The organism is Pseudomonas sp. PDNC002 (genome assembly GCF_016919445.1).
GTDB lineage: Bacteria > Pseudomonadota > Gammaproteobacteria > Pseudomonadales > Pseudomonadaceae > Pseudomonas.
This window is the reverse complement of sequence record NZ_CP070356.1, coordinates 46,725-69,938: the sequence shown is the minus strand read 5'-3', so window position 1 is coordinate 69,938 and position 23,214 is coordinate 46,725. Positions and strand designations below refer to the sequence as shown.

General features: G+C 62.6%; 21 protein-coding genes and 2 tRNA genes. 16 read left to right on the top strand and 7 right to left on the bottom strand.

Annotated features, from left to right (window positions below; all coding sequences use genetic code 11):
• The first annotated feature begins 3 nt into the window (after positions 1 to 3).
• The 16 genes from folP (at position 4) to JVX91_RS00245 (ending at position 14,881) form a co-directional block, all read left to right on the top strand.
• On the top strand, positions 4 to 873 hold the full coding sequence (gene folP / locus JVX91_RS00320) for a dihydropteroate synthase (protein ID WP_205337495.1): 870 nt from the start codon (positions 4 to 6) through the stop codon (positions 871 to 873).
• Entirely contained in the window at positions 870 to 2,210 is a 1,341-nt protein-coding gene (gene glmM, locus JVX91_RS00315; RefSeq protein ID WP_205337494.1) for a phosphoglucosamine mutase, read from the top strand. The genes folP and glmM overlap by 4 nt, the downstream gene beginning before the upstream one ends.
• A gap of 65 nt (positions 2,211 to 2,275) precedes the next feature.
• Positions 2,276 to 3,031, top strand: a complete 756-nt coding sequence (tpiA, locus tag JVX91_RS00310; RefSeq protein WP_205337493.1) for a triose-phosphate isomerase — start codon at positions 2,276 to 2,278, stop codon at positions 3,029 to 3,031.
• 2 nt (positions 3,032 to 3,033) lie between these two features.
• Positions 3,034 to 3,426: a preprotein translocase subunit SecG gene (gene secG, locus JVX91_RS00305; RefSeq protein ID WP_205337492.1), complete on the top strand. Its 393-nt coding sequence runs from the start codon at positions 3,034 to 3,036 to the stop codon at positions 3,424 to 3,426.
• A 16-nt stretch (positions 3,427 to 3,442) separates the two neighbouring features.
• Positions 3,443 to 3,528 (top strand) — tRNA-Leu (locus JVX91_RS00300).
• A gap of 91 nt (positions 3,529 to 3,619) precedes the next feature.
• Positions 3,620 to 3,696 (top strand) — tRNA-Met (locus tag JVX91_RS00295).
• Between the two features lie 127 nt (positions 3,697 to 3,823).
• Positions 3,824 to 4,282: a ribosome maturation factor RimP gene (gene rimP / locus JVX91_RS00290; RefSeq protein ID WP_205337491.1), complete on the top strand. Its 459-nt coding sequence runs from the start codon at positions 3,824 to 3,826 to the stop codon at positions 4,280 to 4,282.
• Between the two features lie 45 nt (positions 4,283 to 4,327).
• Entirely contained in the window at positions 4,328 to 5,809 is a 1,482-nt protein-coding gene (gene nusA, locus JVX91_RS00285) for a transcription termination factor NusA (RefSeq protein WP_205337490.1), read from the top strand.
• 27 nt (positions 5,810 to 5,836) lie between these two features.
• Positions 5,837 to 8,374, top strand: a complete 2,538-nt coding sequence (infB, locus tag JVX91_RS00280; RefSeq protein WP_205337489.1) for a translation initiation factor IF-2 — start codon at positions 5,837 to 5,839, stop codon at positions 8,372 to 8,374.
• A 211-nt stretch (positions 8,375 to 8,585) separates the two neighbouring features.
• A complete protein-coding gene (gene rbfA / locus JVX91_RS00275) occupies positions 8,586 to 8,975 on the top strand; it encodes a 30S ribosome-binding factor RbfA (protein WP_205337488.1) in 390 nt (129 codons plus the stop codon).
• Between the two features lie 3 nt (positions 8,976 to 8,978).
• Positions 8,979 to 9,893 carry a tRNA pseudouridine(55) synthase TruB gene (gene truB, locus JVX91_RS00270; protein WP_205337487.1) on the top strand — a complete coding sequence of 305 codons (915 nt, stop codon included), beginning with the start codon at positions 8,979 to 8,981 and terminating at the stop codon, positions 9,891 to 9,893.
• A 99-nt stretch (positions 9,894 to 9,992) separates the two neighbouring features.
• The gene (gene rpsO / locus JVX91_RS00265) at positions 9,993 to 10,262 is read left to right on the top strand and encodes a 30S ribosomal protein S15 (RefSeq protein ID WP_205337486.1); all 270 of its coding nucleotides are present in this window, start codon (positions 9,993 to 9,995) and stop codon (positions 10,260 to 10,262) included.
• Positions 10,263 to 10,429: 167 nt separating this feature from the next.
• Positions 10,430 to 12,535, top strand: a complete 2,106-nt coding sequence (gene pnp / locus JVX91_RS00260) for a polyribonucleotide nucleotidyltransferase (RefSeq protein WP_205337485.1) — start codon at positions 10,430 to 10,432, stop codon at positions 12,533 to 12,535.
• A 92-nt stretch (positions 12,536 to 12,627) separates the two neighbouring features.
• Complete coding sequence (locus tag JVX91_RS00255; protein WP_205337484.1) at positions 12,628 to 14,043, top strand: DUF4013 domain-containing protein; 1,416 nt, start codon at positions 12,628 to 12,630, stop codon at positions 14,041 to 14,043.
• Between the two features lie 199 nt (positions 14,044 to 14,242).
• Positions 14,243 to 14,590 (top strand): BON domain-containing protein, encoded by a 348-nt coding sequence (locus JVX91_RS00250; protein ID WP_205337483.1) that lies wholly within the window; start codon positions 14,243 to 14,245, stop codon positions 14,588 to 14,590.
• A 93-nt stretch (positions 14,591 to 14,683) separates the two neighbouring features.
• Positions 14,684 to 14,881: a CsbD family protein gene (locus JVX91_RS00245; protein ID WP_205337482.1), complete on the top strand. Its 198-nt coding sequence runs from the start codon at positions 14,684 to 14,686 to the stop codon at positions 14,879 to 14,881.
• A gap of 63 nt (positions 14,882 to 14,944) precedes the next feature.
• On the opposite strand, the gene JVX91_RS00240 is transcribed toward JVX91_RS00245, so the two are convergent.
• The 7 genes from JVX91_RS00240 to JVX91_RS00210 all read right to left on the bottom strand — a co-directional run bounded on the left by JVX91_RS00240 (position 14,945) and on the right by JVX91_RS00210 (position 23,214).
• Entirely contained in the window at positions 14,945 to 16,399 is a 1,455-nt protein-coding gene (locus JVX91_RS00240; RefSeq protein ID WP_205337481.1) for a rhomboid family intramembrane serine protease, read from the bottom strand.
• 65 nt (positions 16,400 to 16,464) lie between these two features.
• Positions 16,465 to 16,788: a DUF2845 domain-containing protein gene (locus tag JVX91_RS00235; protein WP_205337480.1), complete on the bottom strand. Its 324-nt coding sequence runs from the start codon at positions 16,786 to 16,788 to the stop codon at positions 16,465 to 16,467.
• Positions 16,785 to 17,075, bottom strand: coding sequence for a DUF2845 domain-containing protein (locus JVX91_RS00230; RefSeq protein ID WP_205337479.1), 291 nt, complete (start codon positions 17,073 to 17,075; stop codon positions 16,785 to 16,787). The genes JVX91_RS00235 and JVX91_RS00230 overlap by 4 nt, the downstream gene beginning before the upstream one ends.
• Positions 17,076 to 17,086: 11 nt before the next feature.
• Entirely contained in the window at positions 17,087 to 20,155 is a 3,069-nt protein-coding gene (locus tag JVX91_RS00225; protein WP_205337478.1) for a DUF748 domain-containing protein, read from the bottom strand.
• A gap of 94 nt (positions 20,156 to 20,249) precedes the next feature.
• Complete coding sequence (locus tag JVX91_RS00220) at positions 20,250 to 20,864, bottom strand: response regulator transcription factor (protein WP_205337477.1); 615 nt, start codon at positions 20,862 to 20,864, stop codon at positions 20,250 to 20,252.
• 192 nt (positions 20,865 to 21,056) lie between these two features.
• Entirely contained in the window at positions 21,057 to 22,235 is a 1,179-nt protein-coding gene (locus JVX91_RS00215; RefSeq protein WP_205337476.1) for an acetyl-CoA C-acetyltransferase, read from the bottom strand.
• A gap of 100 nt (positions 22,236 to 22,335) precedes the next feature.
• On the bottom strand, positions 22,336 to 23,214 hold the full coding sequence (locus JVX91_RS00210) for an oxygenase MpaB family protein (RefSeq protein WP_205337475.1): 879 nt from the start codon (positions 23,212 to 23,214) through the stop codon (positions 22,336 to 22,338).

Genomic DNA, 23,214 nt, shown 5'->3' with positions numbered 1-23,214 from the left:
TGAATGAGTTCGTTGTACCACCCGACCCGGTTGCCTTGCGGCAACCGGGTTCTTGATTTAACGCGCCCGCATGTCATGGGCATCCTCAATGTCACCCCTGACTCCTTCTCTGACGGCGGGCGCTTTGACCAGCTCGAAGCGGCGTTACGCCATGCTGCGGAGATGGTCGAGGCCGGCGCCACGCTGATCGATATTGGCGGCGAGTCGACCCGTCCCGGGGCGCGAGTGGTCTCGCCCACCGAAGAGCTGGAGCGTGTCGCGCCAGTCGTCGAGGCCATCGTCCGCGAGCTGGACGTGGTGATTTCCGTGGACACGTCCACGCCCGCCGTGATGCGCGAAACAGCGCGACTCGGCGCGGGGCTGATCAACGATGTGCGTTCCCTGCAACGCGACGGCGCCCTGGATGCGGCTGTCGACACCGGTCTGCCGGTCTGCCTGATGCACATGCGAGGCGAGCCGGGAAACATGCAGGACGATCCGCGTTACGCGGATATCCTCGAGGAAGTCCGCGGCTTCCTCGAGGAGCGCATCGCAGCCTGTGCAGCTGTTGGCATCGCTCGGGAAAGGATCGTCATCGATCCCGGCTTCGGTTTCGCCAAGACCCAGAGTCACAACCTGAACCTGTTCCGGCAGATGGACAGGTTGATGGAAATGGGGTGCCCGTTGTTGGTTGGCGTGTCGCGCAAAAGCATGATTGGCCGCGCACTGGGTCGCGAAGTGGGTGAACGCCTGTACGGCAGTCTCGCCCTTGCCGCGCTCGCGGTAAGCAAGGGCGCCAGTATCATCCGTGTCCATGACGTCGCCGAGACGGTGGATGTGGTTCGAATGATTCACGCAGTGGAAAGTGCAAAGGAAGAGGGGATGTCCGCATGAGCAGGAAGTATTTCGGTACCGATGGAATCCGCGGTCGCGTCGGCACGCCGCCGATCACGCCGGACTTTGTGCTCAAGCTGGGCTGGGCGGTGGGCATGGCCTTCCGTCAGCAGGGCAAGTGTCGTGTCCTGGTGGGCAAGGACACCCGGATTTCCGGGTACATGTTCGAGTCCGCACTGGAGGCCGGGCTGTCCGCTGCGGGTGCCGATGTCATGCTGCTGGGCCCGATGCCTACGCCCGGTATCGCCTACCTGACCCGCACTTTCCACGCCGAGGCCGGCATCGTCATCAGTGCGTCGCACAATCCGCATGATGACAACGGCATCAAGTTTTTCTCTGGTCAGGGCACCAAGCTGCCGGACGAGGTGGAGTTGGTCATCGAGGAGTTGCTCGATCAGCCAATGACCGTGGTTGAGTCCGCGCGCCTGGGCAAGGTCTCGCGGATCAACGACGCAGCAGGTCGCTATATCGAGTTCTGCAAGAGCAGCGTGCCGTCCAACACCGATTTCGCCGGGCTGCGCATTGCGCTGGACTGCGCCCACGGCGCGACCTACAAGATCGCACCGAATGTCTTCCGCGAACTCGGTGCCGAAGTGTCGGTTATCGGCGTGCAGCCCAACGGGCTGAATATCAATGAAAAATGCGGCTCCACGCACATCGAGGCGCTGCAGGAGGCTGTCCTGGCGGAGCATGCCGACATCGGCATTGCCTTCGATGGCGATGGCGATCGCGTCATGATGGTCGATCACACCGGCGTGGTGGTCGACGGCGATGAGATTCTGTTCCTCATTGCTCGCGATCTGCTGGATCGCGGAAAGCTTCATGGTGGTGTGGTCGGGACGCTGATGAGCAACCTGGGCCTGGAGCTTGCGCTGCAGGAGCTGCATATCCCGTTCGCACGGGCCAAGGTGGGCGACCGCTACGTCATGTCCGAGCTGCAATCGCGAAACTGGCAGTTGGGCGGGGAAAACTCCGGCCATGTGGTCTGCTGCCAGCACACCACCACCGGTGATGCGATTATCGCGGCGCTGCAGGTGCTGATGGCGCTCAAGGCGCGTGGCCAGACGCTCGCCGAGGCGCGTATGGGGATCCGTAAGTGTCCGCAGGTGCTGATCAACGTGCGCTTCGCGGGTGGTGGCGTCGATCCGTTGGAGCATCCTGCCGTCAAGGAAGCCTGCGCCAAGGTGACCGAGGAGATGGCTGGTCGCGGCCGCGTGCTCCTGCGCAAGTCCGGCACCGAACCACTGGTCCGGGTGATGGTCGAGGGTGATGAGGAATCTCGTGTGCGTGCTTATGCCGAGCAGCTGGCAAAAGTCGTTACCGAGGTATGTGCTTGATTTCTCTTGTCAGTTCCAAAAGCGTCGAGTAATATCTGCGCCCACTTTGCTCAGCGAGGTACAGCATGCGTCGACCCTTGGTGGCCGGTAATTGGAAAATGCACGGTACCCGCTCCAGCGTAACGGAGCTGATCAAAGGCCTGCGTCAACTGGCTCTTCCTACGGGTGTCGATGTGGCGGTGTTTCCGCCCTGTCTATACATCAATCAGGTCGTACAAGGTCTGGATGGAAAGGCGGTTGCCGTCGGTGCGCAGAATTGCGCGGTTGAGCCAATGCAGGGTGCCTTGACGGGCGAGATCGCAGCCAGCCAGTTGGTGGATGCGAGCTGCTCCCTGGTGCTGGTGGGTCACTCCGAGCGTCGCCTGATCCTGGGTGAAAACGACGGCGTAGTCAGTCGCAAGTTTGCTGCGGCGCAATCGTGTGGCCTGGTTCCAATCCTGTGCGTGGGTGAAACCCGCGAGCAGCGTGAGGCGGGCAAGACTTTAGAGGTTGTCGGGCGCCAGTTGGGCTCGGTGATCGAAGATCTGGGCGTCGGGGCTTTTACCCGCGCTGTTGTGGCTTACGAGCCGGTATGGGCGATCGGGACGGGGCTGACGGCCTCTCCAGAACAGGCTCAGGAAGTACATGCGGCGATTCGCGCGCAGATCTCGGCGGAGAACGCTGAGGTGGCAAGCGGCCTTCGCCTCCTGTATGGCGGCAGCGTCAAGGCGGCAAATGCCGTCGAGCTGTTCGGCATGCCGGATATCGATGGGGGGCTCATTGGTGGTGCCTCCCTCAATGCGGATGAGTTCGGTGCGATCTGTCGCGCCGCAGGAAACTGAAGATGCTGGAAACAGTTGTAATCGTGATTCACCTGCTGATGGCGCTGGGTCTGGTTGTACTGGTCCTGCTTCAGCAAGGCAAAGGGGCTGACGCGGGTGCGTCGTTCGGTTCGGGCGCTTCGGCCACCGTTTTCGGTAGCCAAGGTTCCGCTACCTTCCTGAGTCGTTTTACCGCTATACTCGCTGCGGTTTTTTTCATTACCAGCTTGGGTTTAGCGTATTTTGCTAAAGAAAAAGCTGATATGATTCGTCACGCTGGGCTTCCTGATCCGGCAGTGATGGAGCAGAAACAGGAACAGGCTCCGGCAGCGAATGATGTGCCGGGCGCGCAAGGGCAGCAGCAAGCTCCTGCGACCGGTAACAGCGATGTTCCGGTGGCTCCTGAGCAGAAGTAAGCAGGCAAGAGTTTTTGCCGAGGTGGTGGAATTGGTAGACACGCTACCTTGAGGTGGTAGTGGCCATAGGCTGTAGGGGTTCGAGTCCCCTCCTCGGTACCATATACGAAAGGCCCGCTGTGCGGGCCTTTTCGTTCCGGAGTTTCGGTTGACCTTCAAGTGGCTCAACCGTATAATTTCGCACCAGCTTTGACGCGGGATGGAGCAGTCTGGTAGCTCGTCGGGCTCATAACCCGAAGGTCGTTGGTTCAAATCCAGCTCCCGCAACCAGTTTGGCAGAGCCCCTTTTAAGGGGCTTTTTGCTAGCTGGACAGTCCGCGCCGCCAGGTCAAGGCGGTCCTTAAGGGATGGGCGTTTCGCCCATTTTTTGTTTCTACGGCATACGCGAGGCGATCAGGTGTCGAGCAAGCTAGAACAGTTGCAGGCCTTGTTGGCCCCTGTAGTAGAAGCGCTCGGCTATGAGTGCTGGGGCCTGGAGTTCATTTCCCAAGGTCGCCATTCCCTGTTGAGGGTATATATCGATCGTCCGGAAGGCATTCTGGTGGATGACTGCGAAATCGTCAGTCGTCAGATCAGCGGCATCCTGGACGTGGAAGACCCGATCAGTGGCGAATACACGCTTGAAGTGTCGTCGCCCGGCATGGATCGGCCGCTCTTCACGCTTGAGCAGTTCGCCCTTTACGTCGGCGAGCAAGTGAAGATCAAGCTGCGCACGCCTTTCGAACGGCGACGCAATTTCCAGGGCATTCTCCGTGGTGTGGAGGAGCAGGATGTGGTGATCCTGGTGGATGACCATGAATACCTGCTGCCGGTCGACTCGATCGACAAGGCCAACATCATTCCCCGATTTGAGTGAGCCGCCAGAGCGCGGATTCCAATGGATTGAAAGGCGAGGCGTACGATGAGCAAAGAAGTACTGCTGGTTGTTGAGTCGGTATCCAACGAGAAGGGTGTTCCGCCAGGCGTGATTTTCGAAGCGCTGGAACTGGCCCTGGCGACCGCGACCAAAAAGCGTTTCGAGGACGAAGTTGACCTGCGCGTGGAAATCAATCGCGCCAACGGCAACTACGAAACCTTCCGTCGCTGGACCATCGTCGAGGACGAGGATTACTCCAATCCGGCATCGGAACTGACCGTCGAAGACGTGCAGGAAGATCACCCCGGCATGAAGGCCGGCGAGGTCATCGAAGAGAAGATCGAATCCATCGAGTTCGGCCGTATCGCCGCACAGACCGCCAAGCAGGTCATCGTACAGAAGGTGCGTGAAGCCGAGCGCGCCCAGGTGGTCGACGCCTACCGCGAGAAGGTCAACGAGATCATCTCCGGCACCGTGAAGAAGGTGACTCGCGACAACGTGATCGTCGACCTGGGTAACAACGCCGAAGCGTTATTGGCCCGCGACCAGATCATCCCGCGCGAAACCTTCCGTGTCGGCACCCGCCTGCGTGCGCTGCTCAAGGAAATTCGCAGCGAGAACCGCGGCCCGCAGCTGATCCTCTCGCGCACCGCGCCGGAAATGCTGATCGAGCTGTTCCGCATTGAAGTACCTGAAATCGCCGAGCAACTGATCGACGTGATGGCCGCCGCCCGTGACCCGGGTTCGCGCGCCAAGATCGCTGTTCGCTCCAAGGACAAGCGCATCGATCCGCAGGGCGCCTGCATCGGTATGCGTGGTTCCCGCGTCCAGGCCGTTTCCGGCGAACTGGGTGGCGAGCGTGTGGACATCGTCCTGTGGGACGACAACCCTGCGCAGTTCGTGATCAACGCCATGGCTCCGGCCGAGGTGGCAGCAATCATCGTCGACGAAGATACCCACACCATGGATATCGCCGTTGCCGAAGACAACCTGGCCCAGGCTATTGGCCGCAGTGGCCAGAACGTACGTCTGGCCAGCCAGCTCACCGGCTGGACCCTGAACGTGATGACCGAGGCCGATATCCAGGCCAAGCAGCAGGCTGAAACTGGCGACATCCTGCAGCGTTTCGTCGAAGAGCTTGATGTCGACGAAGAGCTGGCCCAGGTACTGGTTGAAGAAGGCTTCACCACCCTGGAAGAAATCGCCTACGTACCGATGGAAGAGATGCTCAGCATCGACGGCTTCGACGAGGACATCGTCAACGAGCTGCGCTCGCGCGCCAAGGATCGCCTGCTGACCAAAGCCATCGCCACTGAAGAGAAACTCGCCGACGCACAACCTGCCGAAGACCTGCTCAGCCTCGATGGCATGACCAAAGAGCTGGCCGTGGACCTGGCGCTGCGTGGCGTAACCACCCGTGAAGATCTTGCCGAGCAATCCATTGACGATCTGCTCGACATCGACGGCATGGACGAAGAGCGTGCCGGCAAGTTGATCATGGCCGCCCGGGCCCATTGGTTCGAGTAAGCATTCGCGGCCTGAGGAGAGAAGTGCATGACGCAAGTCACGGTGAAAGAACTGGCCAAGACGGTCGATACGCCGGTGGAGCGCCTGCTGCAGCAGATGCGCGAAGCGGGTCTGCCCCATAACAACGCCGAGCAGGTGGTGACCGACAGCGAGAAGCAAGCGCTGCTGGCCCACCTGAAAGGCAGCCACGGTGAGCGCGCGGAAGAGCCGCGCAAGATCACCCTGCAACGCAAGACCACTTCGACCTTGAGGGTCGCTGGCAGCAAGACCGTCAGCGTCGAGGTTCGCAAGAAGAAAACCTACGTCAAGCGTGACCCTGAAGAGCTCGAGGCCGAGCGCCAGCGCGAGCTGGAAGAGCAGCGTGCCGCGGAAGAAGCTGTACGTCTGAAGGCCGAGGAAGAGGCTCGTCAGCGCGCTGCCGAGGAGGAGTCCCGTCGTCAGGCGGATGCTGCTCGTTCGGCCGCTGAAGTTGCACCGACTTCCACCGGCGCCGCTCCGGCTGCTACGGAAGCTCCGCGTGCCGCCGCTCCTGCGCCGGCAGTTGCTGCTCCGGCTGCTCCTGCTGCGGATGACCGCAAGAAGGAAGAGCCTCGCCGCGTGCCCAAGCGTGACGACGAGGATGAGCGCCGTGATCGCAAGCATGCCCAGCATCGCCCGTCGATCAAGGAAAAGGAAAAGACCACTGCGCCGCGCGTTGTACGCAGTGGTGGTGGCGACGACGACGACAGCTTTGGCCGTCGTGGCGGTGGCCGCGGCAAGGGCAAGCTGAAGAAGCGTAACCAGCACGGGTTCCAGAGCCCGACAGGACCGATTGTGCGTGAAGTGAATATCGGCGAGACCATCACCGTGGGCGAACTGGCTGCCCAGATGTCGGTGAAGGGTGCCGAGGTCGTCAAGTTCATGTTCAAGATGGGCACCCCGGTGACCATCAACCAGGTACTCGACCAGGAGACCGCCCAGCTGATCGCCGAAGAACTCGGCCACAAGGTCAAGCTGGTCAGCGAGAACGCCCTGGAAGAACAACTGGCCGAGTCGCTGAAGTTCGAAGGTGAAGCGGTTTCCCGTGCGCCGGTCGTGACCGTGATGGGCCACGTCGACCACGGCAAGACCTCGCTGCTCGACTACATCCGTCGTGCGAAGGTTGCAGCTGGCGAAGCCGGTGGCATCACCCAGCACATCGGTGCCTACCACGTGGAAACCGACCGCGGCATGGTCACCTTCCTCGACACCCCTGGCCACGCCGCGTTCACCGCGATGCGTGCCCGTGGTGCCCAGGCGACCGACATCGTCATCCTCGTGGTGGCAGCGGACGACGGCGTGATGCCGCAGACCCAGGAAGCCGTGCAGCACGCGAAAGCGGCTGGCGTGCCGATCGTGGTTGCGGTGAACAAGATCGACAAGCCCGATGCCAACCCGGACAACATCAAGAACGGCCTGGCCGCTCTGGATGTGATCCCGGAAGAGTGGGGCGGCGATGCTCCGTACGTTCACGTTTCCGCGAAGCTGGGTACCGGCGTCGACGAGCTGCTCGAAGCCGTACTGCTGCAGGCTGAAGTACTCGAACTCAAAGCCACTCCGTCGGCCCCGGGCCGTGGCGTGGTGGTCGAGTCCCGTCTGGACAAGGGCCGTGGCCCGGTAGCCACCGTGCTGGTCCAGGACGGCACCCTGCGTCAGGGCGACATGGTGCTGGTCGGCGTCAACTACGGCCGCGTTCGTGCGATGCTCGACGAGAACGGCAAGCCGATCAAGGAAGCCGGTCCGTCCATTCCGGTCGAGATCCTCGGCCTGGATGGCACTCCGGATGCCGGTGACGAGATGACCGTGGTTGCCGACGAGAAGAAAGCCCGCGAAGTCGCTCTGTTCCGTCAGGGCAAGTTCCGCGAAGTGAAACTGGCTCGTGCCCACGCCGGCAAGCTGGAAAACATCTTCGAGAACATGGGCCAGGAAGAGAAGAAGACCCTCAACATCGTCCTCAAGTCCGATGTCCGTGGTTCGCTGGAAGCCCTGCAGGGCTCGCTCAGCGGCCTGGGCAACGACGAGGTGCAGGTTCGCGTGGTCGGTGGCGGCGTCGGTGGTATAACCGAGTCCGATGCCAACCTGGCGCTGGCCTCCAACGCGGTGCTGTTCGGCTTCAACGTCCGTGCTGACGCTGGTGCGCGCAAGATCGTCGAGTCCGAAGGCCTCGACATGCGTTACTACAACGTGATCTACGACATCATCGAAGACGTCAAGAAAGCCCTGACCGGCATGCTCGGCAGCGATGTTCGCGAGAACATCCTGGGTATCGCCGAAGTGCGTGACGTGTTCCGTTCGCCGAAGTTCGGCGCGGTCGCCGGCTGCATGGTCACCGAGGGTCTGGTGCACCGCAACCGTCCGATCCGTGTACTGCGCGACGACGTGGTCATCTTCGAAGGCGAGCTGGAATCCCTGCGTCGCTTCAAGGATGACGTCTCGGAAGTACGTGCCGGCATGGAGTGCGGTATCGGCGTGAAGAGCTACAACGACGTCCGCGTCGGCGACAAGATCGAAGTGTTCGAGAAGGTCGAAGTCGCTCGTACTCTGTAAGGGTATTCGAGCGTGAACGCAGCGCCCGGGCCAGCTAACCAGCTGCCCCGGGCGTTTGCCGCTTATACGGATTTGCCTTCAACCGTATGACGTCATTGGGAAGCCTCGCCGTGCTGAAGCACTGTCTTCGGCTTCCCGCCTAGTCATCCGGTTGAATTCAAACCCGTAATTGATGCCGGAGCCCTGCGGCTCGGGTAAGCAGGTTAGGAAAATGGCCAAAGAGTACAGCCGTACCCAGCGTATCGGCGACCAGATGCAGCGCGAACTGGCGCTGCTGATCCAGCGTGAAATCAAGGACCCCCGTCTGGGCCTGGTGACCATCACCGGCGTCGACGTGGCCCGCGACCTGTCCCATGCCAAGGTGTACGTCACCGTGATGGGCCAGGACGACAATGCCGAAGTCGTGAAGCAGAACACCAGCATCCTCAACGATGCGGCGGGTTACCTGCGCATGCACCTGGGTAAGGCAATGAAGCTTCGCACCGTGCCGCAGCTGCACTTCAGCTACGACGCCAGTATTCGCCGTGGTGCCGAGCTCTCGGCGCTGATCGAGCGTGCGGTGGCAGAAGATCGCCGCCATGGCGGCGACTCCGAGGAGTAAGCCGTGGCGCAGGTCAAACGCATTCGCCGTGCGGTCAACGGCGTGCTGGTGCTCGACAAGCCACGCGGCATGAGCTCCAACCAGGCCCTGCAGAAGGTGCGCTGGCTGCTCAATGCCGAGAAGGCCGGCCACACCGGCAGTCTCGACCCGCTGGCCACTGGTGTGCTGCCGTTGTGCTTCGGCGAGGCAACCAAGTTCTCCCAGTACCTGCTGGATGCCGACAAGGCCTACGAAACCGTGGCCCTGCTGGGCACCACTACCACCACCGGCGACGCCGAAGGTGAAGTGGTCGAGCAGCGCGACGTGACCGTCGGTCGGGACGCCATCGAAGCCGTACTGCCGCGCTTCCGTGGCGACATAGAGCAGGTGCCGCCCATGTATTCGGCACTCAAGAAGGATGGGCAGCCGTTGTACAAGCTGGCCCGAGCAGGAGAGGTAGTGGAGCGCGAGGCGCGTTCTGTTACTATTGCGCGCCTGGATTTGCTCGCCTTCGAGTCGCCCTGCGCGACGATGGCCGTTTCCTGCAGCAAGGGCACCTACATTCGCACTCTGGTGGAAGACATCGGCCGCGAACTCGGGTGTGGCGGTCATGTCGCCGCGCTGCGCCGGACTCAGGCCGGGCCGTTCCAACTGAACCAATCGGTGACGCTGGAGGAGCTCGAGAAGATTCATGCCGAGGGTGGCAACGAGGCCCTCGACCGCTTCCTGTTGCCGGTGGATGCCGGTCTGGAACATTGGCCGCTGCTGCAGCTTTCCGAGCACAGCGCCTACTACTGGCTGCACGGGCAGCCGGTGCGCGCCCCCGAAGCGCCGAAGTTCGGCATGTTGCGGGTGCAGGATCACGAAGGTCGCTTCATCGGCATCGGTGAAGTGGCTGACGACGGGCGGATTGCGCCGCGTCGACTGATTCGGTCTTAAGGCCGAAAACCCGAGGGTGGCTGTCAACAGGCACGGTCACACCTCTTATATGAACACAGGGAGAAGTCCCTGGCCTGTTACCTCAGAGGAAGCCCCATCATGGCACTGAGCGTCCAAGAAAAAGCCCAGATCGTTAACGAGTACAAGCAAGCTGAAGGCGACACCGGTTCTCCGGAAGTGCAAGTTGCACTGCTGTCCGCCAACATCAACAAGCTGCAGGACCACTTCAAGGCCAACGGCAAAGACCACCACTCCCGTCGTGGCCTGATCCGTATGGTCAACCAGCGTCGTAAGCTGCTGGACTACCTGAAGAGCAAGGACACTACTCGTTACAGCGCCCTGATCGGTCGCCTGGGCCTGCGTCGCTAAGACGGCAAGCCTGAAGTGGGAAGCTGGGAGTCTGGGGCTGATGAACGGTGCAAACCGTTCGTCGGCCTTGGGCTCCCGGCTTCTCGCTTTTTTGGGAATCGCATCGGGTCCGACTCCCGGCATTTCCACCATTTCCCCCAAGGCAACAACGAGAAGGTAGAGAAACCGTGAACCCGGTAATCAAGAAATTCCAATTCGGTCAATCGACCGTAACCCTCGAGACTGGCCGCATTGCCCGCCAGGCCACCGGTGCCGTCCTGGTTACCATGGACGACGTCACCGTGCTGTGCACCGTCGTCGGTGCCAAGCAGGCCGACCCGAGCAAGAGCTTCTTCCCGCTCTCCGTGCACTACCAGGAGAAGACCTACGCAGCCGGCCGCATCCCCGGTGGTTTCTTCAAGCGTGAAGGCCGTCCTTCCGAGAAGGAAACCCTGACCTCGCGCCTGATCGACCGTCCGATCCGTCCGCTGTTCCCCGAAGGTTTCATGAACGAAGTGCAGGTTGTCTGCACCGTCGTTTCGACCAACAAGAAGTCCGATCCGGACATCGCTGCCATGATCGGCACCTCCGCCGCCCTGGCGATCTCCGGCATTCCGTTCGCCGGCCCGATCGGCGCCGCCCGCGTTGGTTTCCATCCGGAAATCGGCTACATCCTCAACCCGACCTACGAGCAGCAGCAGAGCTCCAGCCTCGACATGGTCGTGGCCGGTACCTCCGACGCCGTGCTGATGGTTGAATCCGAAGCCGACGAGCTGACCGAAGACCAGATGCTGGGCGCTGTGCTGTACGCCCACGAAGAATTCCAGTCGGTCATCCGCGCCGTTGCCGAGCTGGCTACCGAAGCTGGCAAGCCGACCTGGAACTGGACCGCGCCGGTCGAGAACACCGCTCTGGTCAACACCATCAAGGCCGAGTTCGGTGCCGCCATTTCCGAAGCCTACACCGTCACCATCAAGCAGGACCGTTACGCGGCCCTGAGCGCACTGCGCGACGAGATCGTCGCCAAGTTCGCTGGTGAAGGCGAAGGTCAGTTCCCGGCCGCGGAAGTCAAAGACGTATTCGGCTTGCTGGAATACCGCACCGTTCGCGAGAACATCGTCAACGGCAAACCGCGTATCGACGGCCGCGACACCCGCACCGTTCGCCCGCTGAAGATCGAAGTCGGCGTACTGGGCAAGACCCACGGCTCGGCGCTGTTCACCCGTGGCGAAACCCAGGCCCTGGTCGTTGCCACCCTCGGCACCGCCCGTGACGCCCAACTGCTCGACACCCTCGAAGGCGAGCGCAAAGACCCCTTCATGCTGCACTACAACTTCCCGCCGTTCTCGGTGGGCGAGTGTGGCCGTATGGGTAGCGCAGGCCGTCGTGAAATCGGCCACGGCCGTCTGGCACGCCGCAGCGTTGCTGCCATGCTGCCGACCCAGGACGAGTTCCCCTACACCATCCGCGTCGTTTCCGAGATCACCGAATCCAACGGTTCCAGCTCCATGGCTTCCGTCTGCGGTGCTTCCCTGGCCCTGATGGACGCCGGTGTGCCGGTCAAGGCGCCGGTTGCCGGTATCGCCATGGGTCTGGTGAAGGAAGGTGACAAGTTCGCCATCCTGACCGACATCCTGGGTGACGAAGACCACCTGGGCGACATGGACTTCAAGGTCGCCGGTACCGACAAGGGCGTGACTGCCCTGCAGATGGACATCAAGATCAACGGCATCACCGAAGAGATCATGGAGATCGCCCTGGGCCAAGCCCTGGAAGCTCGCCTGAACATCCTCGGCCAGATGAACCAGATCATTGCCGCTCCGCGTGCAGAGCTGTCGGAAAATGCTCCGACCATGATCCAGATGAAGATCGACACCGACAAGATCCGCGACGTCATCGGCAAGGGCGGCGCCACCATTCGCAGCATCTGCGAAGAGACCAAGGCCTCGATCGACATCGAGGACGATGGCAGCGTGAAGATCTACGGCGAAACCAAGGAAGCTGCCGAGGCCGCCAAGCAGCGCGTCCTGGGCATCACCGCGGAAGCCGAGATCGGCAAGATCTACGTCGGCAAGGTCGAGCGCATCGTTGACTTCGGTGCCTTCGTCAACATCCTGCCGGGCAAGGATGGTCTGGTGCACATCTCGCAAATCAGCGACAAGCGCATCGACAAGGTCACCGACGTTCTGCAGGAAGGCCAGGAAGTCAAAGTCCTGGTTCTCGATGTGGACAACCGTGGCCGCATCAAGCTGTCCATCAAGGACGTCGCTGCAGCAGAAGCCTCCGGCGTCTAAGCAGTAGCGAAATGAAGAGAGGGCCCTTGCGGGCCCTCTTTTTTTGCCTTGAAAATGCCGCATCGCCGATCTCGCTTCAAGGACGCCTCGAGATGGACAAGCGTTACTGCCACTACCACAGTGCCCAGCCTGCTACCTGGCACTGCCTGCCGTGCGAGCGGCATTACGGCGACTGCTGTATTCCGCTCAATGCCGATGCGCCCGAGTATGCGCCGGCCTGCCCGCTGTGCCGTGGCCATCTGCGCTTCCTGGGCGCGGCGAACACCGCGCAACCATTCTGGGAGCGTCTGCCAAGGTTCTTCGCCTACGGCTTCCAGATCGGCCCCTTGGCTTTCTGCGCCCTGTTGGCCCTGGCCTGCGTATTCATGCCGAAAGTGCTGTTGCTCTGGCTCCTGCTGCTGAGTGTGGCGACCAAGTACCTGCACAGCGTGATCGAAGCGGCGAGCTTCGGTGGCCAGGAGGCGCCAGGATTGGCGGAGGCCTTCAGGCTGGACAGCCTGCGAACGTTTTTCCAGCAACTCGCGGTGTTCCTGATCGCCCTGGTATTGCTGTGGCTGGCGGCGGACTTCCATAGCGAGGCGATCTACTGGGCGGCCAACATCGCCATCATGCTGGTGCTGCCGGCGAGCATCATCCGCCTGTCGCTGGACAAGAGCCTGGGCGCGGCACTCAGCCCTGGCGAGGTGGGGCAGGTCATTGCCGCCATGGGCTGGCGCTACCTGATTCTCTGCGTGTTCCTGTTCATTCTCTGGCAGTCACCCAGCTATGTCGGCTGGCTGCTGTCCCACGGCTTGCCACGCGTTGTGATGGTGCCGGTGGTGGCGGCGCTGACCGGTTATTTCAGCGTGGTGATGTGCGCCATGATGGGCTATGCGGTGTTCCAGTATCAGGGGGAGCTGGGCTACGTGACCGCTGGTGACGATGCTCCGGCGGGCTTCGCTGCGCCGGAATGGCATCGACGCAAGGCATTGGCCGAGGCTGAAGTGCGGGTGAAGGAGGGGCAGACCGGCGCCGCCCTGGAGATCCTGCTGGCAGCCTTGCGTGAGGGGCGGCAGGATCTGAAGCTCAATGAGCGTTATCACCAGTTGCTGTTCGCGGTGAACGATCGTGCCGAATGCCTGAGTCACCTGCCGCATTACCTGGCACTGGCGGGACGACTGAATCCACAGCTGGCCGCCAATGCGTTTCTCAATGCTCGCCAGATGCAGGCGGACTACCTGCCCGAGGACCCTTCGGTCTGCGAACGCATCGCCGAGGTGTTGCTGCAACGGCACAAGGCGCGTGAGGGACTGAGCCTGTTGCGCAATCTGCACAAGCGCTTCCCGGACTACCCCGGCATTCCACGCGCGTACCTGCTCGCGGCGCGCGGCTTCTCCGAGGACCTGGGCCAGGTCGAGCCGGCTCGGCAACTGCTCGCCTTCATTCGCCAGCGCTACCCTGCGTTCGAGCAGATGGGCGAGGTCGTACAGTTGGAGGCCGTTCTGGCGAAACTGGGCAGGAATTCCTGAAAGGAATCGTGCAAGTTGCATTGAACACAGCGGCCAGTTGTGCAATCTGCAACTTTCCGGTGGTTGCGGATTAATTATAAGTAATTGATTTTTAAGGTTTTAACTGTAATTCGGAAGCTGGCACAGGGCTTGCGATAGTTCTAGTGCAACTGCTGCCAGGAACGGGCCGCAGTTTTCCAATAATTCAGGAGAAACCGCCATGAAACGTTTCAACAAACTGGCCCTTGCCGCTGCCACCGCAACCGCCCTGAGCTTCTCGTTCGCCAACTCGGTGTTCGCCCAGCCGACGACGCTGGCCGCCAACGAGACAGTCCAGAAGACTGAAGAGGCGGTTTCCGATACCTGGATCACCAGCAAGGTGAAATCCAGCCTGATCGCCAACAAGGACATCAGCGGTACCAACATCAAGGTCGAAACCAACAAGGGTGTGGTTTCCCTGTCGGGTAACGTGAAGTCCGATTCCGAGAAGGATCTGGCGGTGAAAACCGCACAGGACATCAAAGGCGTGAAAGCCGTATCCGCTGACGGACTGAAGTCGGTCGAATAAGGAACGCCCCTACCTACCGATCACTTGGACCTGTTCCCGCCTGTCTGCCCGCACTTGGTGAGACCTTGAACAGCTTCATTGAGGAGGATCGCCATGAATACTGACGTCATCAAAGGCAAGTGGAAGCAGCTGTCCGGCACACTCAAGGAAAAGTGGGGCAAGCTCACCGACGACGACCTGCAGGCGGCGGACGGACACGCCGAGTACCTGGTAGGCAAGCTGCAGGAACGCTATGGCTGGACGCGTGAAAAGGCGGAAGAGGAAGTCCGCGATTTCAGCCGCCACCTGTAGCGCTCGGAAACACGGAAGTCCCAAGCCCCGCCGGTTCACCGGCGGGGCTTTTTCATTTCTGCGTCATGCCGAGAGGTGCTGCTGGTAGATCGCCAACTGACGGGTGGGGTCGGCCTCCGGATAGTGCTCGCGGAGGAAGCGCGATAGCTCGCGTACCGTCTGCACGTCGCGGCGCTGGCCCATCTGTTTGGCGAGTTGCAGAGTTAGCCCGGGGAGCGGTTCCGGTAGCTGCCCGGAGCGGGCCAGCCGGCGCCAGCTGTTCAGCGCCTGTGTCGATTCATTGAGTTGCAGCAGCCGGCGCAGCAGGTGCATCTGGATGGCCGGGTGCGCCAGCAGGCCAGGCTGGTTGGCGCTGCTGTCTTCGCCCAGCCGGCGCAGCATCGCATCGGTTGCGGGGGCGGGCGGCAGGGCGAACAGTTGCTTGAGCGTTTCGCTCATCAGGGAGCGGTCCTGGCGTGCCTTGGCTACCCCGTAAAGGCGGTCGATCAATTGCGGCTGGCCGGGGAACTGGCGCAGTAGCTCTGGCCCGCGGGCGGCGGCCTGGTCGAGGGCGAAGCGGCCGATCTGTTCATCCAGCGCGGCGAGAGCACGCTTGAAGGGGGCGTCAGGGTCTTCCTTGGCCAGGTAGGCCTCGTCGACGCGCAGGCGACCCAGTTGGCGCGGTAGCCACACGGCAGCGAAGCCGGAAATCAGCCCGCCGATGTGCGCGTAGTAGTTCACATGGTCGGCGGCGCGGACCAGGCCGTACAGTTCCTTGCCCAGCCACAGCGGCAGAATCCACAGCGCCGGGGCCTTGAAGTACCCCAGCAGCGGGCCCAGCCAGTAGAAGAAACGGATGCGCCGCAGGCCGTAGACTCCGATGTACATGCCCATCAGCCCGGAAATCGCCCCGGAGGCGCCGATGCCCGGCACCCAGGACGGGTCCAGCGCCCACCACAGCAGTCCGGAACACAGCCCGCTGAACAGGTAGAGGCCCAGGTACATCGCTCGGCCCAGCGCTGCCTCGAGCGCAAACCCGAAGATGAACAGGAACACCATGTTGCCGGCGAGATGCCAGAAGCTGCCATGCAGGAACATCGAGCCGAACAGACCGGTGACGGTGAATCGCTCCGGGACGAAGCCGAAGCGCAGGCTGCTGGTCAGGTCGCGGGCGGCCTCGGCCTTGGCGCGGGCTGCCTGCCAGTTCGCGTCCTGCTGGAAGGCCGGCAGAGCGCGCAGTTCATGTCCGAATTCCAGGTCAGCCAGTACGAGCCAGGCCAGTTGCTGGCGGGGCAGGGCTTCCAGGGCCCGCTGCTGGTTGGCTTCCAGTCGCTCGCGATGCTCAAGCGAGGCGCTGAACAGTGGGCGTTCGCGGCTGAGTAGATCCTGGTCCAGATAGACCCGCACCGCCTCTTCGCGGCGCGTCGTGTCGCCACCCTGGTAGCCGAAGTAGATGAGGACGTTGAGGAGGATCAGCAGCAGCGTGATGACGGGAGGCTTCTTCCAGTCCAGCGGGTGCTCGGCGGGGACGATGACCATGGCGACCGGTCCTTGGCGCGGGTGGCGTGAATGGCCGCGAGACTAGCATCTCGCCAGTACGCCTGTCAGTTGCCGCTGCGCTTGCTCTGGATATCGCTCAGGCGGTTGCCTTCGAAGCGAACGAAATACAGCATGCCGCTCCAGGGGCCGTAGATCCATTCCTCCACGGCCACTTCCATGGACTCGCCGTAACGGGGGCCGGGCACCTGTTTGTAGCCGAGGAAAGAGCGGCTGACCGGCTCGCCGCAGCGACTGAGCACGTCGCTGGTGACATCGCCGGTGCTGATCAGCTTGCTGCTGCAGCGCAGGCTGGCGGCCTGTGCGTCAATGGCTGTGAAGGAGAGGGGCAGCAGCAGGGCTGCCAGGCGCAGTACGAGAGGCGTCTTCAATTGCGTTTGAACTCGATGCTTTTGAGCTTGTTGGCTTCGAAGGTGAGGATGTAGCTGGTGCCGTTGCGCGGGCCGTAGACCCACTCTTCGACCCGGTACTCGCGGTGGTCATACCCGCTGAGGGTGTAGCCGACCTCATCGCGGTGATCCGGCGCGCCACACTTCTGTTCGACTTCCCAGGCGCGGTCGCCGGAATTGATCAGGGCGCTGCCGCAACGCATGGTTTCCGCCTGGGCGCCTGCCGCGCAAAGCAGCAGGGCGCAGGACGTCCAGGTCAGGGCTTTCATCGAACGACTCCTTATTCGCTGTCGAGGTGAAGCTGGGTGGCCACTTTGCCACCATTCTCCGCCTCGCCGAAGCTGACGTCGATGAGGTATACGCGGTCATCGCCAAGACCGCCCTTGCTGACCAGATAGTCCTTGATCTGCGTGGCGCGCTCCTGGCCGAGCTTGCGCAGCAGCAACTGGCTATCGCTCCAGGAATCGAGCACGGCCTGGCGCATCTTCGCCGAGCGCTCGTCCTTGCTGAGTTTCTGCCATTCCGCCGGTGGCTGCGTCTTCAGGCGTGTGCGGTAGATGCCTTCGAGCAGGGCCGGCTGAAGGTCCTCCGGGACCTCCAGCTTGCTGGCATCGCTGGGTACCTTGTCGCCGCGCCGCTGCAACATGCTGTAGTAGTTCTTGCGGTATTCCTCCTGCAGGCGCTTGTCGGCCAGTAGCGGACCGTCGCTGGCGGCGGCGCTGACACCCTCGACTTCCAGCCTCAGCGCAGGACGCTGCTTGAGCGCGCCGACCAGCTTGTCCAGGTTGGCCTGCGCAGCCGAATCCAGTTCGCTGGAGCCGGGGGCGAATACCACGCTGCCCAGATCCTCTTCGCCGCCGCCCGCCAGGCCGGCGATGAACTTGAAGGGTGCCTGCACCGCGCGTACGACCAGGTTGCGCAGGGTTTGCCAGACGATGGGCATGACGCTGAACTGCGGATTGTTCAGGTCGCCTTCCACCGGCAGCTGGATGTCGATGTTGCCGTTGGCGTCCTTGAGCAGGGCGACCGCGAGCTTCACCGGCAGATCCACGGCATCCGGGCTATCGACCTTCTCACCCAGTTGCAGGTGTTCCACCAGGACCTTGTTGTCGGCTTTGAGCTTGCCCTGGGTGATCTGGTAGTGCAGGTCCAGGTTCAGCCGGCCCTTGCGGATGCGGTAGCCGGCGAACTTGCCGGAATAGGGCGTCAGGGTCGTCAGCTCGACGCGCTTGAAGCTGGTGGCGATGTCCAGCTTCTCCAGCGGCGAGAAAGGATTGAGGCTGCCCTTGATGGTGACCGGCGCGTACTTGTCGACCTTGCCCTTCACGTCCACCGAGGCGGGTGCGGGGTTGCGGTTGTCGATGGTACCGATCGCGCCGCCCAGTTGCTGGATGGCGGTGGCGAAGTCCGGGCGCAGCGTCAGGTCGGCGAAGTTGGCCGAGCCATTGTTGATCTTCACCCCGCCGATACGGATGCCCAGCGGCTTGCTCTCACCGCCGCTGCTGCCACCCTTGGTGGCTGACGAAGACTCCGGTTGCGGGATGATCAGCTCGCTGACGTTGGTGCTGCGATCCTCGTTGATGATGAAGCGCGCATACGGTTCTTCCAGCGAGATGGCCTGGATCACCAGGCTGTCGCCATGCTTGTAGGCCAGGCCGTCGAGGGTCAGCTTGGTCCATTTGACGAAGTCGCGGGTCTTGATGGTGTCCAGCGTATGCAACTGGGTGACCTGTGCGCTGCCGGTGACGCCGAAGGCGAGGGGCTCGGTGCCCTTGAGGTCGACGTCGAGGTCGCTGGCGAGCAGGCCGCTGCGCAGCTCCAGGCGAATGAACGGATCGATGTAGGCCTGCGCCACGCGCAGGTCGATGTCACGGGTGGCGACCTTCAGCTTGGCGCTGACGGGACTGAGGATGACCTGGCCACTGGCATCGATCTGCCCGTGCTGCCCGAGCCCGGTCTTGAGCTTGAGCTTGAAGGGGGTCGTGCGCAGGCTGTCGAAGTCCTGCATGTCCAGGTCCAGGGGGCCCACTTCGAGATTCACCGGCTTGGCGGGCGCGCGATCGGCCAGGTGGGCCTTGTAGCCGCGCAGCTGGGTGTCGCGCAGGACGACGTGCCACTCCTTCGCCGGTTGTGGCGCAGCAGCGGGCTTCGCTTCGGTTGGCGCAGGCGGCTGGGCGGTATTTGCCACCTCTGCCGAGGCGGCAGGCTGGGTATCGGCTACGGCGGTTGCGGTTTCGCTCTTGGTGGCAGCTGGCTTGTCGCTGGCGGCCAGCTCGGGCTTCGCTTCCGGGGTCGGCTTGGCTTGCGCCTGGGGTGTGGGTTCTTCGGGGCGTTTGTAGGGTTTGAAGTTGGCGAAGAGCTTCTGCCAGTCCAGTTGCCCGTCTTTTTCCCGCGCGGCCCAGGCTTCCAGGCCCTGGCTGCGAATCTGGCCAACCACCACTTCCTGCTTGGCGAGGTCCAGGGTGGTGTCGGCGACATCGAGAGTTGCCAGCTTGGCCAGCGGCTTGCCATCGGGCGTCTTGATGCTGAAATCCCGCAGGTTCAGGGCGGTTTTTTCGAGCAATAGCTGGGTGTCCTTGGAAAGATCCAGCCGGTACTCCGCGGAGAGTCCGAGGACGCCGTTTTCCAGGTTCAGCGGGGCGTTGTCCCGGACGTAGGGCCACCAGGCCTTGAGCGGAATGTCGCGGACCTTGAGGCTGCCCTTGGAGGTCAGCGGGACGATACTCAGGTCGCCTTCCCAGTCGAGCTTGCCGCCGTGCGGGCCGGTGGCGATCAATGTCATCTTCGCGCCATCTTCGGGCAGCGTGCTGAGGTTATGCAGCTCAAAGCCCAGCGGGTTGAAAACGAAGTCGACCGGCTCGCTGGGGCGGCGGTCCTGGAAGTGCAGGCTGCCTTCGGCGAGGCGGATGCGGTCGATGCGCAGAGGGAAGGGCTGGCTGGGCTCTTCGTTTGCGGGGGCCGGTTCGCTGGGCGGCAGCTTGAAGAGTTGCGACAGGTTGAGCGTGCCGTTCTCGGCGAACAGCAACTCGGTATGCGGAGCGTCGAGCTCGACGTCGGCCAGGTGCAGGCGGCGCTTCCAGAGGCTGTCGAGTTCCAGGTTGGCGTACAGGCGGCGGAAGCGGACCTGCTCCTCGCCGTCCTGGCCCAGCTTCAGGCCCCAGAGCGTCAGCTTCAGGGTGAAGGGGTTGAGTTCGATGCGCTCGAGCGTGGCGGGAACCGTCGCGTACTGCGCCAGTTGCTGATTGGCCACGCGCAGGGCAACGCCGGGAAGAATCAGGAAGCCCAGCAGGCAGTAGAAGAGGAAGAGCAGCAAAATCGCGCCGATCGCGCGCTTCAATCCTTTGGGCATGGCGAGGGTCGTTTCCGTCGTGACGTGCCATGGAAGTATGGCACGCCTGGGCTTCTTCGATTCGATGGCCGCTGCTGGGTGTTATTGCTGCCGGTCAATCATTGAGGCGATGGGTGCGGGCGAACTCCACCAGATCCACGAGACTGTCCAGGTTCAGCTTTTCCAGGATGCGGGTCTTGTAGGTGCTCACGGTCTTCTGGCTGAGGAAGAGTTCCTCGGCGATGTCCTTGTTGCTCATGCCTCTCACGAGGCTGCGCAGTACCACCAGCTCACGGGGTGTCAGGCTGGCCACCGGGTCTGCGTTCTTCTCGACGCTCAGCGCCTTCTCCGGGAAGCAGCGGTAGCCGGAAACCAGCATCCGCGCCGCGTTGAGAATGGCACTGGTGTCCTTGTTCTTGCTGACGAAACCGTGTGCTCCGGCGGCTTCGACCTTGCTCGAGTACAGACGTTCATCCTGGGAGCTCAGAACCAGCAGGCGGATGTTGTCATCGAAGATATGGATACGCGCAAGCAGATCCAGACCGTCCATGCCCGGCAGGTTGAGGTCCAGTATCACCAGGTCCGGGCGCTCCTTGCGCACCGCTTCCAGCCCGCCATGACCATCGGCGGACTCCCGGACGACTTCGAACTGCGAGTCCTGCTCCAGCAGAGAGCGGATCGCTAAACGCATCGCAGGGTGATCTTCAATCAACACGACACGCTTCTTCATAGGCAACTCCTTGAATCAGAACAATGGCGCGCATTGACCTTGAAGATAGACCACAGGCGCAACCTTATACGGAATATTCCTATCGCTCCGAAACAAAGCTTGCGGGGAATCAACCTGGCGAATATTGCATTTGATTTGCGCGGTGGGAGGCTTGCCGCGCAGAGCGAACTCTGCGCAGCACCTGCGGATTGATTAGCGTTCCAGGGCCAGCGCTACGCCTTGCCCGCCCCCGATGCACAGCGTTGCCAGACCCTTGTGGGCATCGCGGCGCAGCATTTCGTGCAGCAGGGTAACCAGTACGCGGCAGCCGGAGGCGCCAATGGGATGGCCCAGGGCGATGGCGCCGCCATTCACGTTGACCTTCGCGGAATCCCAGCCCAGTTCCTTGCCCACCGACAGCGCTTGGGCGGCGAAGGCTTCGTTGGCTTCGATCAGATCGAGGTCGGCCAGTTGCCAGCCGGCTTTCTCCAGGCAGCGGCGGGTGGCGGAGACCGGGCCGATGCCCATGATCGCCGGATCGACGCCCGCGTTGGCGTAGGCGGCGATGCGCGCTAGTACCGGCAGGCCCAGTTCGGCGGCCTTGGTGGCGCTCATCAGCAGCACGGCGGCGGCGCCGTCGTTGAGGGTCGAGGCGTTGCCGGCGGTAACGCTGCCATCCTTCTTGAACGCAGGCTTCAGTTTGGCCAGGGATTCAGCGGTGGTCCCGGCGCGCGGTTGCTCGTCAGTGTCGAAGCGCAGTGGCTCGCCCTTGCGCTGGGGAATCTCGATGGCGGTGATCTCGGCCTTGAAGCGGCCCGCCTCGATGGCCGCGGCGGCCTTGCGCTGAGATTCCGCGGCGAAGGCGTCCTGCTCCTCGCGGCTGATGCCGTACTTGTCCACCAGGTTCTCGGCGGTGATGCCCATGTGGTAGTCGTTGAAGGCATCCCACAGGCCGTCCTGGATCATGCTGTCGATGAGCTTGGCGTGGCCCATGCGCAGGCCGGTGCGAGCGCCGGGCATGACATAGGGCGCGAGGCTCATGCTTTCCTGGCCACCGGCGATGATGACGTCGGCATCGCCGCAGCGGATCGCCTGGGCCGCCAGGTGCAGTGCCTTGAGGCCCGAGCCGCAGACCTTGTTCACCGTCATGGCCGGTACGCTGTTGGGCAGGTCGGCGGCGATGGACGCCTGGCGCGCTGGGTTCTGGCCGGCGCCAGCCGTGAGGGTCTGGCCGAGGATAACTTCGTTGACCTGGGCCGGGTCGATGCCGGTCTGTTGCAGCAGGCTGCGGATGACCGCGGCGCCCAGTTCATGGGCGGGCAGTGCGGACAGCGAGCCCTGGAAGCTGCCGATGGCGGTACGGGTGGCAGCGACGATGACGACTTCTTGCATGACACGAATCCTCTGGCAGGAGCGGCGGTGGCCGCAGCGAAGGCCCATGGTTGCATAGCCGATTGCCGCCTCACCACTCTCCGAACCGGGTGGTCACGATCTAGCGCAGAGGGGGCAGGCCCATGCGCCGGCGCGCGCGGTGCAGTGAACCGTTGCGCACAGCCCAGCGCAGCAGCGGCACGCTGCGCTTCACGCTGGAGCGGATCAGTTGGCGCTGCAGGCTGCCCAGGCTGAGGCCGAGCTGGTCCGTGGCCCAGTCCGGTAGCAGGTCGATGCCGGCGCGCATCATCAGCAAGCCGAAGGGCTTGGCCAGGAAGCTCGGTGCTGGTGCATTGAACAGGACATCGACCACCTCGCGAGTGCGCTCGTCATAACGCAGCTGCGGGCGCATGCGTTGCAGGTAGTCGGCCACCTCTGCCCTCGACCGCGGCACGTTGCGCGCACCGAGTTGCTCGGCGATCAGGGCTATTTCGTCGTAGTAACGGTCCTGTTCTTCGCCGGATAGCTCTGGATTCAGGTAGCGCAGGTGTGAAGCGAGGAAGCAGCTGACTTCTGCGACATGCACCCAGGTGAGCAGGTCCGGGTCGCTGGCGGCGTAGGAGGAACCATCGGGCAGCGTGCCATGGACGCTGTCGTGGATGCGCCGTACGCGCTCGATCAATTTTTCGGCATCACCGCGCGAACCATAGGTGGTGGCGGAAATGAACTGCCCGGTGCGGCGCAGCCGCCCAAGCATGTCGGCGCGGAAGTTGGAATGGTCCCAAACGCCCCCGAGGGCCGCAGGGTGCAGCATCTGCAGGAGCAGGGCGCTGATTCCGCCGATGAGCATGGAGCTGAAGTCGCCATGGACTTTCCAGCACACGGAGTCCGGCCCGAACAGGCCGGGATCCCCTTTGGGCGACTCGAAGTCGACCCCGCCGAGGGCGAGGCCGGTCAGGCTGAGTACCTGGCTTTCGATATGGCGGCGAACGGTTTCCAT

Coding starts and splice junctions, on each gene's coding strand:
- JVX91_RS00210 (WP_205337475.1), bottom strand. CDS start 23,214: ATGGAAACCGTTCGCCGCCATATCGAAAGCCAGGTACTCAGCCTGACC.
- tpiA (WP_205337493.1), top strand. CDS start 2,276: ATGCGTCGACCCTTGGTGGCCGGTAATTGGAAAATGCACGGTACCCGC.
- JVX91_RS00215 (WP_205337476.1), bottom strand. CDS start 22,235: ATGCAAGAAGTCGTCATCGTCGCTGCCACCCGTACCGCCATCGGCAGC.
- rbfA (WP_205337488.1), top strand. CDS start 8,586: ATGGCCAAAGAGTACAGCCGTACCCAGCGTATCGGCGACCAGATGCAG.
- JVX91_RS00220 (WP_205337477.1), bottom strand. CDS start 20,864: ATGAAGAAGCGTGTCGTGTTGATTGAAGATCACCCTGCGATGCGTTTA.
- JVX91_RS00230 (WP_205337479.1), bottom strand. CDS start 17,075: ATGAAAGCCCTGACCTGGACGTCCTGCGCCCTGCTGCTTTGCGCGGCA.
- infB (WP_205337489.1), top strand. CDS start 5,837: ATGACGCAAGTCACGGTGAAAGAACTGGCCAAGACGGTCGATACGCCG.
- glmM (WP_205337494.1), top strand. CDS start 870: ATGAGCAGGAAGTATTTCGGTACCGATGGAATCCGCGGTCGCGTCGGC.
- JVX91_RS00240 (WP_205337481.1), bottom strand. CDS start 16,399: ATGGTCATCGTCCCCGCCGAGCACCCGCTGGACTGGAAGAAGCCTCCC.
- JVX91_RS00245 (WP_205337482.1), top strand. CDS start 14,684: ATGAATACTGACGTCATCAAAGGCAAGTGGAAGCAGCTGTCCGGCACA.
- JVX91_RS00250 (WP_205337483.1), top strand. CDS start 14,243: ATGAAACGTTTCAACAAACTGGCCCTTGCCGCTGCCACCGCAACCGCC.
- JVX91_RS00255 (WP_205337484.1), top strand. CDS start 12,628: ATGGACAAGCGTTACTGCCACTACCACAGTGCCCAGCCTGCTACCTGG.
- secG (WP_205337492.1), top strand. CDS start 3,034: ATGCTGGAAACAGTTGTAATCGTGATTCACCTGCTGATGGCGCTGGGT.
- JVX91_RS00225 (WP_205337478.1), bottom strand. CDS start 20,155: ATGCCCAAAGGATTGAAGCGCGCGATCGGCGCGATTTTGCTGCTCTTC.
- rpsO (WP_205337486.1), top strand. CDS start 9,993: ATGGCACTGAGCGTCCAAGAAAAAGCCCAGATCGTTAACGAGTACAAG.
- folP (WP_205337495.1), top strand. CDS start 4: ATGAGTTCGTTGTACCACCCGACCCGGTTGCCTTGCGGCAACCGGGTT.
- nusA (WP_205337490.1), top strand. CDS start 4,328: ATGAGCAAAGAAGTACTGCTGGTTGTTGAGTCGGTATCCAACGAGAAG.